The 13,710-nt window shown below is 64.6% G+C and carries 17 protein-coding genes; 7 read left to right on the top strand and 10 right to left on the bottom strand.

The annotated features are described in order from the left end of the window. Window positions 1-104 precede the first annotated feature (104 nt). Window positions 105-1,268 carry an acyl-CoA desaturase gene (locus tag JQ572_RS06995; protein WP_211382207.1) on the top strand — a complete coding sequence of 388 codons (1,164 nt, stop codon included), beginning with the start codon at window positions 105-107 and terminating at the stop codon, window positions 1,266-1,268. 101 nt (window positions 1,269-1,369) lie between these two features. Here JQ572_RS06995 and JQ572_RS06990 read toward each other — a convergent pair whose 3' ends face one another. The 6 genes from JQ572_RS06990 to JQ572_RS06965 form a co-directional block, all read right to left on the bottom strand. Continuing rightward, window positions 1,370-1,627: a hypothetical protein gene (locus JQ572_RS06990; RefSeq protein ID WP_211382206.1), complete on the bottom strand. Its 258-nt coding sequence runs from the start codon at window positions 1,625-1,627 to the stop codon at window positions 1,370-1,372. Between the two features lie 273 nt (window positions 1,628-1,900). After that, window positions 1,901-2,392 (bottom strand): DUF2852 domain-containing protein, encoded by a 492-nt coding sequence (locus JQ572_RS06985; protein ID WP_211382205.1) that lies wholly within the window; start codon window positions 2,390-2,392, stop codon window positions 1,901-1,903. Between the two features lie 121 nt (window positions 2,393-2,513). Then, complete coding sequence (locus tag JQ572_RS06980) at window positions 2,514-3,254, bottom strand: TetR/AcrR family transcriptional regulator (protein WP_211382204.1); 741 nt, start codon at window positions 3,252-3,254, stop codon at window positions 2,514-2,516. A 94-nt stretch (window positions 3,255-3,348) separates the two neighbouring features. Further along, window positions 3,349-3,711, bottom strand: coding sequence for a hypothetical protein (locus JQ572_RS06975; protein ID WP_211382203.1), 363 nt, complete (start codon window positions 3,709-3,711; stop codon window positions 3,349-3,351). A gap of 58 nt (window positions 3,712-3,769) precedes the next feature. Beyond that, a complete protein-coding gene (locus JQ572_RS06970; protein WP_211382202.1) occupies window positions 3,770-4,174 on the bottom strand; it encodes a YciI family protein in 405 nt (134 codons plus the stop codon). Window positions 4,175-4,341: 167 nt separating this feature from the next. Further along, window positions 4,342-4,704 (bottom strand): nuclear transport factor 2 family protein, encoded by a 363-nt coding sequence (locus tag JQ572_RS06965; RefSeq protein ID WP_211382201.1) that lies wholly within the window; start codon window positions 4,702-4,704, stop codon window positions 4,342-4,344. 327 nt (window positions 4,705-5,031) lie between these two features. Here JQ572_RS06965 and JQ572_RS06960 point away from each other — a divergent pair, with 327 nt between their 5' ends. From JQ572_RS06960 to JQ572_RS35005, 5 genes are all read left to right on the top strand, one after another. Then, window positions 5,032-6,696, top strand: a complete 1,665-nt coding sequence (locus tag JQ572_RS06960) for a methyl-accepting chemotaxis protein (RefSeq protein WP_211382200.1) — start codon at window positions 5,032-5,034, stop codon at window positions 6,694-6,696. Window positions 6,697-6,885: 189 nt separating this feature from the next. Continuing rightward, complete coding sequence (locus tag JQ572_RS06955) at window positions 6,886-7,674, top strand: SDR family NAD(P)-dependent oxidoreductase (protein WP_211382199.1); 789 nt, start codon at window positions 6,886-6,888, stop codon at window positions 7,672-7,674. Window positions 7,675-7,708: 34 nt separating this feature from the next. Beyond that, window positions 7,709-8,146 (top strand): hypothetical protein, encoded by a 438-nt coding sequence (locus JQ572_RS06950; RefSeq protein WP_211382198.1) that lies wholly within the window; start codon window positions 7,709-7,711, stop codon window positions 8,144-8,146. Window positions 8,147-8,388: 242 nt separating this feature from the next. Further along, on the top strand, window positions 8,389-8,778 hold the full coding sequence (locus tag JQ572_RS06945) for a hypothetical protein (RefSeq protein ID WP_249128830.1): 390 nt from the start codon (window positions 8,389-8,391) through the stop codon (window positions 8,776-8,778). Window positions 8,779-9,210: 432 nt separating this feature from the next. Continuing rightward, on the top strand, window positions 9,211-9,564 hold the full coding sequence (locus JQ572_RS35005; RefSeq protein WP_249128829.1) for a hypothetical protein: 354 nt from the start codon (window positions 9,211-9,213) through the stop codon (window positions 9,562-9,564). Window positions 9,565-9,663: 99 nt separating this feature from the next. Here the strand turns inward: JQ572_RS35005 and JQ572_RS06940 are convergent, their stop codons facing one another. The 4 genes from JQ572_RS06940 to JQ572_RS06925 all read right to left on the bottom strand — a co-directional run bounded on the left by JQ572_RS06940 (window position 9,664) and on the right by JQ572_RS06925 (window position 12,498). Further along, the gene (locus tag JQ572_RS06940; RefSeq protein WP_211382197.1) at window positions 9,664-10,077 is read right to left on the bottom strand and encodes a VOC family protein; all 414 of its coding nucleotides are present in this window, start codon (window positions 10,075-10,077) and stop codon (window positions 9,664-9,666) included. Window positions 10,078-10,118: 41 nt separating this feature from the next. After that, the gene (locus JQ572_RS06935; protein WP_211382196.1) at window positions 10,119-10,655 is read right to left on the bottom strand and encodes an SRPBCC family protein; all 537 of its coding nucleotides are present in this window, start codon (window positions 10,653-10,655) and stop codon (window positions 10,119-10,121) included. 176 nt (window positions 10,656-10,831) lie between these two features. Further along, complete coding sequence (locus JQ572_RS06930; protein ID WP_211382195.1) at window positions 10,832-12,133, bottom strand: RNA polymerase sigma factor; 1,302 nt, start codon at window positions 12,131-12,133, stop codon at window positions 10,832-10,834. Next, window positions 12,130-12,498 (bottom strand): YciI family protein, encoded by a 369-nt coding sequence (locus tag JQ572_RS06925; RefSeq protein ID WP_211382194.1) that lies wholly within the window; start codon window positions 12,496-12,498, stop codon window positions 12,130-12,132. The genes JQ572_RS06930 and JQ572_RS06925 overlap by 4 nt, the downstream gene beginning before the upstream one ends. 144 nt (window positions 12,499-12,642) lie before the next feature. Between JQ572_RS06925 and JQ572_RS06920 the strand changes: the two genes are divergently transcribed. After that, on the top strand, window positions 12,643-13,608 hold the full coding sequence (locus JQ572_RS06920; protein ID WP_211382193.1) for a 2-hydroxyacid dehydrogenase: 966 nt from the start codon (window positions 12,643-12,645) through the stop codon (window positions 13,606-13,608). Window positions 13,609-13,710: the final 102 nt, after the last annotated feature.

The following is a 13,710-nucleotide window of genomic DNA, read 5'->3' as shown; positions in this document are numbered from 1 at the left end:
GGTCCGCCATCCGCGGGTTTTTCGTACCCGGCGGCCTTCGGCGCTGCCGCAACGAATTCCGGATCCCTCACCCAAGGTCATGCCAAGAAAGGTTACGCCAAGACATGTCGCCCAACGCGCCCGCCGACGACCAGCACGACGACGTCATGTACCCCTCCGCAATACCGTTCGTGCTGGTCCATCTCGGCTGCGTGGCGGCCGTCTGGACGGGCATCACGTGGCAGGCCGTCGCGATCTGCGTGTCACTGTATGGCGTGCGCATGTTTGCGATCGGAGCAGGCTACCACCGCTATTTCTCCCATCGGGCTTTTGCGACCAGCCGGGTGTTTCAGTTCATCCTGGCCTGCCTTGCGCAAAGCACCGCGCAGAAGAGCGTATTGTGGTGGGCGGCCAAGCATCGACACCATCATCTGCATTCCGATACCGAAATCGACGTGCATTCCCCACGACACCGCGGCTTCCTGTACAGCCATCTCGGCTGGATCTTTTATCGGGAGCACGACGGGACCGACCTCGTGAAGGTCGGCGACCTCGCGCGTTACCCGGAGCTGATGTGGCTGCATCGGCTCGAACTGCTGCCGGCGATCGTGCTCGCAGTGCTCTGCTTCCTGGTTGCGGGCTGGTCGGGCCTGGTCGTGGGCTTCCTGTGGAGCACGGTGCTGCTCTATCACGCGACTTTCTGCATCAATTCCCTCGCCCACGTGCATGGACGCAAGCGCTACGTGACCGGCGACGATTCCCGCAACAACTGGCTGCTGGCGTTGTTCACCCTGGGCGAGGGCTGGCACAACAATCACCACGCCTACCAGAGCAGCGTGCGACAAGGTTTTCGCTGGTGGGAAATCGACGTGACCTATTACATCCTGAAGGTCCTGTCCTGGTGTGGCGTCGTCTGGAACATGAAGGCGCCGCCCGAACAGGTGCTGCGCAACGAGCAGCCGCTCGGCGCACGCGTCATCAACCGGGCGGCGCGCGAGCTTGCCGCCCGGTTCGATGCTCAGAAACTCGCGCACGCGATTTCGTCGGCGCGGCGCCGGGCCGACCTCGCCCAAATGCAATTGCCGACGCTGCACGACATCCTCAATCGCGCGCATGAAGGCGTCGACGCGCTGACGCATCTGCATCTGCCGGCGATCCCGACCCGCGACGAGTTTCTCGCCGAGGCCAGGGCGATGTTCGCGCGGACGCGGTCACTCAACGAGATCGTGGACCATGCCTACGAACACTTTTTGACATCGGTTCGCGCGCAGCTCGCCACGGCGCGCTGAACCTCACGGCCGGGTCTGCCGGCGCAGGCTGAGCGCATAGAGCCAGCCGCCTGCCGCGACGAGGACGGGAAGGACGAAGAGCGCGAAATCGCGGAGCAGGATCATGGGGCAAGGTCCGGTGCCGCGAACGAGATGGCGCGCCTGAGCGCGAACGCAGCGAGCTGGTAGAGGGCGAGGCTGAGAAAAACCTTCCACGCGTTGCCGACCACAAGCTCCGGATAGAATTTGATCTCCGTCGGCCATCCGTTGAGGAACGCGATCGCGAGCGGCACCGATGCACCGTACCGGTCGAACAGCGCAGACGCGCGTTCGAGAAGAGCGATCCGCTGCCCGATCGGCTTGCGTCCGGCGTTCGTCATGGCATTACCCGTGGATGCGCGAGCAAAGCGCGCGCTCAGGGCTTAGTCGGGGCTCGAGCTGATCCGGTTCTATCGGCTCCCACTCCCCGTATGAGATCGTCGCGAGACCTGTACTTCCTCACCCGGATTGCATCTGCGATGCAATCCGACCTCTCCCCGCACGCGGAGCGAGGTGAAAAACCAAACCGCCCGCCTGCGGGATGCGCAGGCGGGCGGCTCGGGGCCATCAGGACTTTGGGGGCATGTGCCTGAAGGCTTTGAGAGGTCCCCGGATCAGCCTTGCTGCTGATCGGTCGGCGGCGGGGTCGGACGCGTCTTGTGCTGCGCCATGAACTGGTCGAACTCTTCCTTGTCCTTGGCGTGACGCAGGCGGTCGAGGAAGTTCTTGAACTCGACCTGCTCTTCCTCGAGCCGCTGCAGCGTCTCGGTGCGGTACTCGTCGAAGGCGCGGTTGCCGCTCGAGGGCGGGCCGAAACCAAAGCCGAAGCCGTGGCGCTCCATGCGGCCGCGCATGCGGTCCATCTTGTACTGCATCCGCTCCATCTTGTTCTGCCAGCGATCCTGGTGGCTCCAGCAACCCATTTTTCTGCTCCCGAGTGTGAAAAAGAGAAGGGCGAGTCCGATCGGCCACCAGATGATGAAGCCGAGGATGGTCACGGCGATCCAGCCGGGATGCCATGGCGTGTCGAGCATGCGGGGACGCTCGTAGTATTGGTTTTGGTCCGAAGGGCCGCGCCAGCGATTGACATCAGCGGTGTAGGCCATTTCCCATCTCCATGACGGCAACAGTGCCGTTGTGAATGTAAATAACATTTACATAGCTAAATCATCCCGCGATTTTGTCAAGCCGGCCGCCCGACAGGGTCTCGGAATTATTTGCGCAACTTTATTTCGGCTTGCCCCAGGGACCGCCGGGCGGCACGCCGGAACCGGAGGATGCCTCCGGCGGCACCGGGGGCGGCTCGGCGCTCTTGGCCGGCGGACGGCGGTCGGTCGGGAAACCGAGACCGCGCAGATAGATCAGCACCTCGGCTTCGAGCAGCTCATCCGGCGACATCGGCAGCTTGCGCCGCGCAGCATCGCCGCGCGAGAACAGCGAGGCAACGCCGTGCGCCATCGACCAGATGTGCAGCGCCATCATCATCGCCGGCGGCCGCGGCGTGCCCGGCGGCGCCAGCGCCGCCAGGCGCTCGGCCGCGGCGCGAATGATGTTGAAAGCCCGCTCGCTGGCGGCCTGAAGCGCCGGATTGGCATCGACCGGAAGGCCGGATTCGAACATCGCATTGTAGAACGCGGGCTCCTCGCGTGCGAAGGCGAGATAGGCCCGGCCGACACGCTCGAACGCCGTGACGGTATCGGGCCGCCCGTCATCCCAGGCCGCGGTCAGGCGCGCCTCGAACTGCTCGAAACCGCGTTGCGCGATCGAGGACAGCAGCTCGTCGCGGTCGCGGAAATGCCGGTACGGGGCTGCCGCGCTGACGCCGGCCATGCGCGCGGCATCGGCAAATGTGAAGCCGGCTGCGCCCTTCTCGGCAATCAGCCCGAGGGCGGCCTGCAACAGGGCTTCCTTCAGATTGCCGTGGTGATAGCCGCGCTCGGCGCGGCGCTGCTCCTTGCGCCAGCTCATGTGAACGAGCTTTACATGAGCCGGGCGCGAAGGTCACTAGCGGCGACCGGGATGGTTAACCGTATTCTCCCGGTCCGGGGCGACGGCCGAAGTCCTAGCCGCCCGGGATCGGCAGGACCGGCATGATCTCGACGCGTTCGCCGGGGAAGATCGCGAAGTGCGGATGGTTCTCGAACATCTTCGCCGCGGCTTCATGGGACGCGGCGCGCACCACCGTGAAGGCGCCCATCTCGTTGGCGATGTCGGCGATGCCCTTGCCATCGACCTGCTTGGTCTTGCCGAGCGGACCTCCCATGGCCTGGATCGCGCCCTGGTGCTTTTCGACCCAGCCCTTCCAGCCCGCAATGCCCGCCTGCTCCTTCGCCTTGCGCTCGGCCTCGGGCATCGCGTTCCACGCGGCCCATTTGGGGCTGGTCTTGCTGCCGAGGAAAACGGCGAGATAGGTGTCGGTGCTCATCGGTTCTCTCCTTTGTTGATGGATTGACGAAGCCGCGATTTCTTCGCGACCGCTGTGGTTACCTCTTCAGATCGCCGAAACCGGCGGCGGCCTCCTGCAGGTCGGGCGGAAAGTCGCTCATCTCCTGCACCTGGCGGATCTCGATGATTTCGTTCGGCGAGGCCGGGCACTTCCTGGCCCAGGCAATCGCCTCGGCGCGCGAGGCAACCTCGATCATCCAATAGCCGCCCAAAACTTCCTTGGCATCAGTGAAGGGACCATCGGTCACGAGCGGCTCGCCGGCCGCAAACGAGACGCGCGCGCCCATCGACGGCGGATGCAGGCCGTCGAGCGTGATCAGCACGCCCGCGTCCTTCAGCACCTCGTTGTAGCGCATCATCGCCGCGACCCGCTCGGGATCGAGTTGAACGTCGGGCGGCGCGGTCTCGTAGCCGAGCGGGATCATCAGCATCATGAATCGCATGAGCATTCCTTGCTTGCTTTGTCGTCCGGGTTGCACGGCGAGGCGCCACTCCGGAAGGACGGGGAGCGACGGCCCGAGCCGCCTGCCCTCACCTCCAGCCCTCACTTGCAAGACGAACCAACCCTGACGGAACCGACAGGCTGTCGGGAATTATTTTGCGCCGGCCGCTAGCGCGACTGCGGCAGGAAGCGCCCATCCTGCCGGGCAGCGCCGAAATAGACTTCGATACGGCGAACCTTGCCGCCGGCGAAGCTGAAGAACTCCGTGTTGCGAAAGCTCCTGCCATCCGTCGCCAGACAGAGATAGGTGACAAAGGCCTCGTCGCCCCGGACGAAAATCCGCTCGATGTCGTGCCGCGCGATCCAGCCGGTGTCCTTCCAGCAGCGCCCGAAATAGGCCGCCTTGTCGAGGTCGTCGTCGAACGGGCTGGTGAAGCGAAAATCGTCCGCCAGTGCGTCGGCGACCCGTTGCCGGTCGTTGCCGAGATAGGCGGCGAAGAGGTCTCGAATCAGGCGCTCGGGGTCGGTCATCGATTTGTTCCGTGAGCAACATCGTCCTGAAGACGATCGAGGCGCGGCCGAGCCGACATCGCGCACGAGTATTCCGGGCACCGCGACGCGAAAAATATTGCGATCTGCTCCGTACAAATACTGCCCGGCCTATGAACTCCGCTGTGCACATGAATCCGGAATGCCTGCAACCAGAGCGACATGGCCGCGCACGTGGAACTACGGAACAGGCGCAAACTGCTGCAAGGGTTTACAATTGCTCAACACGCTCGTGCAACTTTTCTAAGCAGGCGCGACGGCGCGGCGACCCCGCCGCTTCGCTCCGAAGAACATTGCGCGGAGCATCACGTGTTCAATTTCCAAAGCAGCAAGACCCGACACGCGATCGCGGAAGTCGAAGCGCTCGATCGCTCGCAGGCCGTGATCGAATTCGGCCTTGACGGCACCATTCTCGATGCCAATGAAAATCTCCTCAGGATGAGCGGCTATACGCTCTCGGAGATCAAGGGCAAGCATCACAGCATCTTCGTCAGCCCGGCCGAACGCGAGAGCGCCCGCTATCGCGACTTCTGGGCCAGCCTGAACCGGGGCGAATTCCAGACCACGCAATACAAGCGCTTCGGCAAGAACGGCAAGGAGGTCTGGGTCCACGCCTCCTACGCGCCGCTGCGCGACCCGAGCGGCAAGGTGATCAGCTTCATCAAGTTCGCCACCGACATCACGGCGTACAAGGTCAAGACCATGGAGGATGCCGGCAAGATCGCCGCAGTCAACCGTGCGCAGGCCGTGATCGAATTCAAGATGGACGGCACCATCCTCACCGCCAACGAGAACTTCCTGGGCGCGATGGGCTATTCGCTCGACGAGATCCAGGGCAAGCACCACAGCATGTTCGTGACGCCCGAGGACCGCGCCGACGCGGCCTATGCCGCGTTCTGGGCCAAGCTGAACCGCGGCGAGTTCGAGGCTGCCGAATACAAGCGGCTCGGCAAGGGCGGCAAGGAGATCTGGATCCTGGCGACCTACAACCCGATCCTCGACGAGACCGGCAAGCCGTTCAAGGTGGTCAAGTTCGCAACCGACGTCACAGCGCAGAAGATGAAGGCGGCCGACAATGACGGTCAGCTCGCCGCGATCCAGAAATCGCAGGCGGTGATCGAGTTCAACATGGACGGGACGATCCGCACCGCCAACGAGAACTTCCTCAAGGCGATGGGCTATTCGCTGGAGGAGATCAAGGGGCGGCACCACTCCATGTTCGTCGAGCCGGATGAGAAGAACGCGGCGTCCTACCGCCAGTTCTGGGAGACGCTCAACCGCGGCGAATACCAGGCCGCCGAATACAAGCGCATCGCCAAGGGCGGCCGCGAGATATGGATCCAGGCCTCCTACAATCCGATCCTCGACCTCAACGGCAGGCCGTACAAGGTGGTGAAATACGCCACCGACATCACCGCGCAGGCGATCGGCCGCAAGAAGGCCGACAATGCGCGCGGACTGATAGAGGCGGTCGCGGCCGGCAGCGAGCAGATGAGCGCCTCGATCCGCGAGATCTCCGAAACCATGGCGAAGTCGCGCGAGACCTCCAAGGTCGCGACCACCCGCGTCGAGGCCGCGGACGGCCAGGCGCAGCGGCTGAACACGGCGGCGCAGGCGATGAGCGGCATCGTCGAGATGATTTCCGGCATCACCGGCCAGATCAACCTGCTCGCGCTCAACGCCACGATCGAATCGGCGCGCGCGGGCGAGGCCGGCCGCGGCTTCGCGGTGGTCGCCTCCGAGGTGAAGAGCCTCGCCAACCAGGCCAAGCAGGCAACCGACACCATCACCTCCGAGATCGACGCGCTGAACACCATCTCCGGCGACGTGGCAAGCTCGCTCACCGCGATCAAGGTTGCGATCGCCGGCGTCAACGAGTTCATCGCCTCCACCGCCGCCGCGGTCGAGGAGCAGAGCATCGTGACCTCGGACATGTCGGCCAACATGCAGCGCGCCTCGGCGGAGCTGTCATAGGCAAGAACTGTGCACCCGCACTCGCCGTGCGCAGCACGGTGAGCCTCGCAGGGTGACGGACGTGGATCGTCCGCGCAGACGCATTCGCTCGAGGGGTATGATCTGGTCTTCCTCGCCGGCATGAAAGCGAAGTAAAAGGAAGGCGTGCTCACGCACGACCAGCCTTTTCGACACAGGACAGATCAGCCGATGCCGCAAGCCCCGCAAAAAATCGCCCTCGTCACCGGAGCCGCGCGCGGCATCGGGCTTGCGACCGCGAAGAAGTTCCTGGCCGAGGGCTGGCGCGTGGCGCTGCTCGACGTCGAGGGCGAGCTGCTCGGCCGCGCGGTCGCCGGGATCGGCCAGGCCGAGGCGACTCTGGCGATCACCTGCGACGTCTCCGACGCAGCGGCCGTGGGAGCTGCGATGGCCGCGGTCATGAGCCGCTTCGGCCGGCTCGATGCCCTCGTCAACAACGCCGGCGTCGCCGTGTTCGCGCCGGTGCTGGAGACCAGCGACGCCGATTGGAACAGGATCATGGCGGTCAACCTCACCGGCCCGTTCCTCTGCACCAAGGCGGCGGTGCCGCTGATGCGCGACGGCAATGGCGGCGCCATCGTCAACATCACCTCGATCTCGGCGGTGCGCGCCTCGACACTGCGTTCGGCCTACGGCACCAGCAAGGCGGGTCTCGCGCATCTCACCAAGCAGCTCGCGGTCGAGCTCGCCGCCCTCAACATCCGCGTCAATGCGGTCGCGCCGGGGCCGGTCGACACCGCGATGGCGAAGCAGGTACACACCCCCGAGATCCGCGCCGACTATCACGACGCCGTTCCGCTCAACCGCTACGGCCTGGAAGAGGAACTCGCCGAAGCGATCTTTTTCCTGTGCTCGGACCGATCGAGCTACATCACCGGCCAGATTTTGGCCGTCGATGGCGGCTTCGATGCGGCGGGCATCGGCCTGCCGACGTTGCGCGGGCAGCGCCGGAACGGATAGATTATTTGCAGGGATCGAGCTTGTGGAGTGCTCCATGCGACGCGTGTTCCTGCTCAAAGCCCTGACGCTCGCAGCGACCATCCTCGCCTCGGCACCGGCGTCAGCCGAAATCCGCATCATCCAGTCGCCGGGCGGACGGGTCGGACCATTCCTCGATTTGTTCGAGAAGGTGCGCGAGAGCGGCGAGCGCGTGGTGATCGACGGTCCCTGCCTCTCCGCCTGCACGCTGGTGCTGAGCATCGTGCCGGGTGAGCGCATCTGCGTCACGAAGCGGGCCGTGCTCGGCTTCCATGCAGCGCGCTCGGTCGACCGGCATGGACGCTTCTATGCCGAGCCGGAAGCATCCGACGCGGTGCTGGAAGCCTATCCCGGTCCGGTGCGCGACTGGATCAGCCGCCGCGGTGGCCTCTCGTCGCGGCTGCTTTTGTTGAAGGGGCGCGACCTCGCCGCAATCTATCCGCGCTGCCGGTGAGGATCAGGCGAGTCCGCGCAGCCTGACCATGTTGCATCCGCCGCTGTCCGACGATTAGGCAATCTCGCGATATTCCGGCTCTGCGGGTGCCAAATTCGCTCAAGCGCTTCGCAATGCCTGCCAAATTTATGCGGTTTCCGGCCTTTCCTGAATCTCTATGATGGTGCCGTCCAGATTGAGGCCGCTGCCGGATCGCGATGGCCGCGGGGCCGTCACAATCCCAGCAGTGGTCGCAGACTACGATGGCTCCGCATTTTCGGGATTACTCATTTTCAAACGGGTCGCAGGCTATGCAGCCCCTCGATTTCCACTACCGCCTCTCGGACCGGGGACGCATCGTCCTTGGCCAACTGAGCTCCGAAGAAACCGTCGAATTCGAATTGCTGTCGCGGCGCGACCGCGAGGGCCTGATGGATTTGGCGTCCGAGCTGCGACTGCTCGAGCTTTATGTGAAATATATCGGCTCGGGCGCAGAGGCCGGGGGCGCACCGACGGAGCCGGTCCGGCAAATCAGCGAGCCACCGCGACGGCAGCGACCGCCCGCGCGTACGGCTCAGCCGCGCAACTACATCGTCTCGATGATCGTGATCGCAAGTGTCAGCTTCACGCTCATCGCACTGCTCGTGAGCTAGCACGCAAGCGGGCTGGCAAGATTGCGCCGGTCTCGCGCCTGGTCAGGCCCTAATCCTAATAGAGCCTCTGGATCGCCTGCGCCAATTCCAGACTCGCGCAGATGAGCATGCCCCAAAGTGCAAAATTGATTTGTAGCGCCGCCGCCATCGGTCGCTCCCTTCCAAGTTACGCCCACCCCAGTTTGTAGAATTTATGAAGAAATTATTAGCGATTCTGTCTCGGGGTTCACAGCCCAATATTGCGCCAGTTGTTGTGCGATGCGGTCCACATCATTTCACGAAGCGGCCGCACTGCTCTCGCAATGTGATGTCAGAGCAAGAATCATATTCAGCCATTCCGGCCACGCGTTTCCCTTAGGTTCCATTTAACGGTCACGATGCAAGTATCCGCATGCGGAGTTTGTGTGTCGCGTACCGCACCAGGGGTCCGCCATGATGCGACACGGCTTCATCTTGCTTACTTTTTGCGCAACGCTGATGGGATGCGCAGTCGCGCCTGCGCAGGAGCGCCGTCCGATTGCATGGGACGGCCTCGGTCAGGATCCGAATCGACCCTCCGTCACAAAGCGTCGTGTGGCGAGCCAAGCTCCTGCGGAGCGTAATTCGAACCAGGAGCGGGAAAGAGTGCTCGGCACCTTGCGCCCGTACTCCGAGGCGTGGTGGGTGGTCCATGACGAGATCGAAGCGGAAAACGACAGGCAGCTCGGCACCAAGCTTGTGATCTGCCCTCGCTGCGTTCCGTCAGGCCCGTCACCGGGAATCGACGTAACCGGGTCGGTCCGCTGAGCGAGCACGCGGGCCGGATCCGCCGCACGTTACAAGTCTCCCTCTCCCGCAACGGCAAAGAGAGGGATGACCTGTTCGCGCGTCAGGCGATCGCGTCCGTCACATTCCCTCGGCGGGGCAGTTCACCATCCAGGGAATGCCGAACTTGTCGACGCACATGCCGAAGCCCTTGGCCCAGAACGTCTTGCTGAAGGGCATGGTGACGCTACCGCCATCGGCGAGCGCGTTGAACTTGCGCTCGCCTTCCGCGGGGTCCGCGACCGTCAGCGAGACCGAAAAGCCCTGGGCTTTCTTAAAATGCTCGGGCGGCGCGTCCGAGGCCATCAGCACGCTGCCGCCGGGCAGCGACATACGCGCATGCATGATCGTCTTCTCGCGGCCGGGCGCGGCCGCCATGTCCGGCGGCGCCTCCGACGAACGCATCATCGCTTCGATCTTGCCGCCGAGAGCCTTGGCGTAATAATTGAACGCCGCTTCGCAGGTGTCCTGATAGAAAAGATAGGGATTGAGCATCGTTTCTCTCCTCTTCTTCGCTTCCTTGGGCCGTGAGGGTGCTACTTCTCGGTGAGCTTCTTCAGGCTGGCCAAGCCCGCCTCGAAATCCTTGCCGATCATGGTGTCCATATTGATGAACACCTGCATGACCTTGGACAGGATCGGGGCCGGGCCGGACATCGCCCACGTGACCAATGTGGCATCGCCTTGCGGCACAAAGGTGAACTCCGCGGTGTTGTGGCCTTCGAAGGGACGCTCGAAATCGAGCTTGATCCGAAGCCTTGACGACGCACTGGCCTCGAGGATCTCCATATGACCGGAGCCGACGTTGTTGTTGCCGTCCCACGCATAGGTCGCGCCCTTTCCTTCCGCAGTTCCGCCGAAGCTGCGCTTCATCGCGGGATCGCGGCCCTCATAGGGTGACCAGGCCGTCCAGCGATGGAAATCGGCAACCAGGGGATAGATCGCATTGGCCGGCGCCTTCACGGCGAGGCTGCGCTCGACGCGGAATGTGTCGGGCTTCGTCAAGGCAAAGACGAGTACGCTCACGATTCCGGCCGCGAGCAGGATGGCGATGATGGCAATGGCTTTCAGCATGAATGGCTCCCTGGATACGGGCTTAGGACGAAGAGAGCCGGTTGCGCCCGACAAGACGAAATGAATAATTTTGAAGACCGTCATGGCCGGGCTTGTCCCGGCCATCAACGTTCCCGGTGCCGGCGGAGGGCATGGATGCGCGGGACAAGCCGGGCATGACGGCGGAGACGGTATGCCTACTTCGCCTTCGCGCCCTGCCTGGCGCCGCCATTGGCGCCCTTCGGCTGGCTGTCCCGGATCAGGCGATCGAGATGCATGCGGATGTGGGCGGCTTCCGCGGACGTGTTGGCGAGAGCGATGGCGCGGTCGAAGGCGACGCGGGCTTCGTCGCTGCGGCCGAGCTGCATCAGAAAGGCGCCGCGCACGCCGTAGAAATGGAAGTAGCTGGCGAGTTTCGGCGCCAGCGGCTCGATCAGGTCGAGCGCGGCTTGCGGTCCGCGCACCTTGGAGACCGCGACCGCGCGGTTGAGCGTCACCACCGGCGAGGGCTGCACCACCTCCAGCGCACCATAGAGCAGGTCGATCTGGGCCCAGTCGGTTTCCTCCGGCGTTGCTGCGCGCGCATGCAGCGCGGCGATCGCAGCCTGGATCTGGTAGGGCCCGCTGCGGCGGTGGCGCATCGCCTTGTCGATCAGCGCGAGGCCTTCCGCGATCATGGTGCCGTTCCACAGCGAACGGTCCTGGTCGTCCAGCAGGATCAGCGTGCCGTCCGCGGCAAAGCGCGCGGCGCTGCGGGCATGCTGCAGCAGGATGAGCGCCGTGAGCCCCATGATCTCCGGCTCGCTCTGGAACAGCCGCAGCAGCAGCCGCGCCAGCCGGATCGCCTCCTCGCAGAGCGGCTTTCTGATTTCTGCGGTGTCGCCGCTGGCCGAATAGCCCTCGTTGAAGATCAGGTAGATCATCGCGGCGACACCGGCGAGCCGCTCGGAGCGCTCGACCGCGCCCGGCGTCTCGAACGGCGTCCCGGCCTCCGCGACCTTCGCCTTGGCGCGCGTGATGCGCTGCTCCATCGCCGCGTCCGAAACCAGGAAGGCGCGCGCGATCTGCTTCACGGTGAGACCGGAGACGATGCGCAGCGCCAGCGCGATCTGCTGCGTCGCCGGCAGACCTGGATGGCAGCAGATGAACATCAGCCGCAGGATGTCGTCGCGGTAATGCGAGCCGTCGAGCCTTTCGGCGAGCGCACCTTCGGCATCGTCGAGGTCGGAGATGGCCTGGTCGTCCTCCGGCAACGGCGTCTGCTTGCGGGCGCGGCGCACCTCGTCGATCGCGACGTTGCGGCCGACCAGGATCAGCCAGGCCGCGGGATCGCGCGGCGGCCCGTTCTGCGGCCAGGTCTTCAGCGCGCGCAGGCAGGCGTTCTGGAAGGCCTCTTCGGCGGTGTCGAGATCGCGGAAATAACGGAGCAGCGCGCCTACCGCCTGCGGTCGCGCCGAGGTCAGCGCGGTCTCGATCCAGGCGGTGTCGGCCTCGCTCACGTGAGATTTCCTCCGGGCCTGAACACGCCGACGGGGCGCACCTCATAGGCGCCGCCGGGATTGGCCGAGCCGAGGTCGCGCGCAACGTCGAGCGCCTCGTCGAGGCTCTTGCAGTCGACGATGTAGAAGCCGAGCAACTGCTCCTTGGTCTCCGCATAGGGCCCGTCGAGCACCAGCGGCGGGTCCTCCTTGCGCAGCGTCGCCGCGGCCGTGGTCGGCAGCAGCCGCGCCACCGGACCGAGCCTGCCCTGCTTGGCGAGACCTTCCTGCACCACGGCGAGCTTCTTCATCACGGCTTCATCCTGGTCCTTGCTCCAGGAGCCGACGAAGTCTTCATCGTGATAGCAAAGGATCGCGTAAAGCATGGGCAGTACCTTCCCCGAACTCTTGTTTTGAAGACGATCCAATATGCCCCGCCCCGACAGGGCTGCGGAAAAAATTTGCAAGAAAAATCCGGCAGATCGTGCCAAGGAGGGCCTTCTTGAGCGGAACCCGGCGAGGCACTTCGAATGACCAAAGGCACACTGGCCGTCCTGATCAACAGCACGCAGCAGAACTGGCTGCCCGAGCGCTGGAAGGCCCGGTTCGATGCCGTCTGCGGCGGCCGCCGCGTGGTGCTGCTGCCGGATGCCGGGCTCGATCCGGCCGAGGTGCACTACGCCGCGGTGTGGAAACCGGTGCCGGGCGACCTCGGCGCATTCCCCAATCTGCGCGCGATCTTCAATCTTGGCGCCGGCGTCGATGCGCTGATGGCGGACATGAGCCTTCCCGGTGTGCCGCTGGTGCGCGTCGCCGTCCCCGATCTGACCAACCGCATGACAGAATACGTCGTGCTGCACGTGCTGATGCACCACCGCCAGGAGCTTTATCTGCGTGACTCGCAGCGCGCGAAGCGCTGGGAGCCGCAATATCAGTGGCCGGCGAGCGCTGTGACGGTCGGTGTGATGGGACTGGGCACGCTGGGCGCCGATGCGGCCGACGTGCTGCGCCGGCTCGGCTTCCGCGTCGCCGGCTGGAGCCGCAGCCCGCGGACGATCGAAGGCGTCGAGTGCTTTCATGGCACGGCCGGAATGGATGCGTTCCTGCGCAAGACCGACATCCTCGTCAGCCTGCTGCCGCTGACGCCCGATACGCACAGCATCCTCAACCGCGACGTCTTCACCAAGCTCAACCGCAAGAGCCCGCTCGGCGCGCCCGTGCTGATCAATGCCGGCCGCGGGGGCCTGCAGAACGAGGCCGACATCCTGGCCTGCCTCGACGACGGTACGCTGGGCGCCGCCTCACTCGACGTCTTCGTGCAGGAGCCGCAGCCAAAGGAAAGCCGGTTCTGGACCCATCCGAAGGTGCTGCTGACCCCGCACAACGCCGCCGACACTGATGCGGACGCAATCTCGGCCTATGTCGCCGAGCAGATCGCCCGGTTCGAGGCGGGCGGGACGCTGGAGAACGTCGTGGACCGGACGCGGGGGTATTAGGGCTCGCCGGCGATGCGGCCTTGGCCGATAGCCGGCACCCCACAAGCACACCGCTCCGCCGGTATCCCGTTCATCCTCTCTTAGCGAGAAGTTGATAGTCGT

The organism is Bradyrhizobium sp. SZCCT0153, from assembly GCF_018129995.1.
Lineage (GTDB): Bacteria > Pseudomonadota > Alphaproteobacteria > Rhizobiales > Xanthobacteraceae > Bradyrhizobium > Bradyrhizobium japonicum_G.
Note: the sequence above shows the minus strand (reverse complement) of the source record. Positions and strands in the feature narration are given on the sequence as shown.

Coding starts and splice junctions, on each gene's coding strand:
- JQ572_RS06995 (WP_211382207.1), top strand. CDS start 105: ATGTCGCCCAACGCGCCCGCCGACGACCAGCACGACGACGTCATGTAC.
- JQ572_RS06990 (WP_211382206.1), bottom strand. CDS start 1,627: ATGACGAACGCCGGACGCAAGCCGATCGGGCAGCGGATCGCTCTTCTC.
- JQ572_RS06985 (WP_211382205.1), bottom strand. CDS start 2,392: ATGGCCTACACCGCTGATGTCAATCGCTGGCGCGGCCCTTCGGACCAA.
- JQ572_RS06980 (WP_211382204.1), bottom strand. CDS start 3,254: ATGAGCTGGCGCAAGGAGCAGCGCCGCGCCGAGCGCGGCTATCACCAC.
- JQ572_RS06975 (WP_211382203.1), bottom strand. CDS start 3,711: ATGAGCACCGACACCTATCTCGCCGTTTTCCTCGGCAGCAAGACCAGC.
- JQ572_RS06970 (WP_211382202.1), bottom strand. CDS start 4,174: ATGCGATTCATGATGCTGATGATCCCGCTCGGCTACGAGACCGCGCCG.
- JQ572_RS06965 (WP_211382201.1), bottom strand. CDS start 4,704: ATGACCGACCCCGAGCGCCTGATTCGAGACCTCTTCGCCGCCTATCTC.
- JQ572_RS06955 (WP_211382199.1), top strand. CDS start 6,886: ATGCCGCAAGCCCCGCAAAAAATCGCCCTCGTCACCGGAGCCGCGCGC.
- JQ572_RS06950 (WP_211382198.1), top strand. CDS start 7,709: ATGCGACGCGTGTTCCTGCTCAAAGCCCTGACGCTCGCAGCGACCATC.
- JQ572_RS06945 (WP_249128830.1), top strand. CDS start 8,389: ATGGCTCCGCATTTTCGGGATTACTCATTTTCAAACGGGTCGCAGGCT.
- JQ572_RS35005 (WP_249128829.1), top strand. CDS start 9,211: ATGATGCGACACGGCTTCATCTTGCTTACTTTTTGCGCAACGCTGATG.
- JQ572_RS06940 (WP_211382197.1), bottom strand. CDS start 10,077: ATGCTCAATCCCTATCTTTTCTATCAGGACACCTGCGAAGCGGCGTTC.
- JQ572_RS06935 (WP_211382196.1), bottom strand. CDS start 10,655: ATGCTGAAAGCCATTGCCATCATCGCCATCCTGCTCGCGGCCGGAATC.
- JQ572_RS06925 (WP_211382194.1), bottom strand. CDS start 12,498: ATGCTTTACGCGATCCTTTGCTATCACGATGAAGACTTCGTCGGCTCC.
- JQ572_RS06920 (WP_211382193.1), top strand. CDS start 12,643: ATGACCAAAGGCACACTGGCCGTCCTGATCAACAGCACGCAGCAGAAC.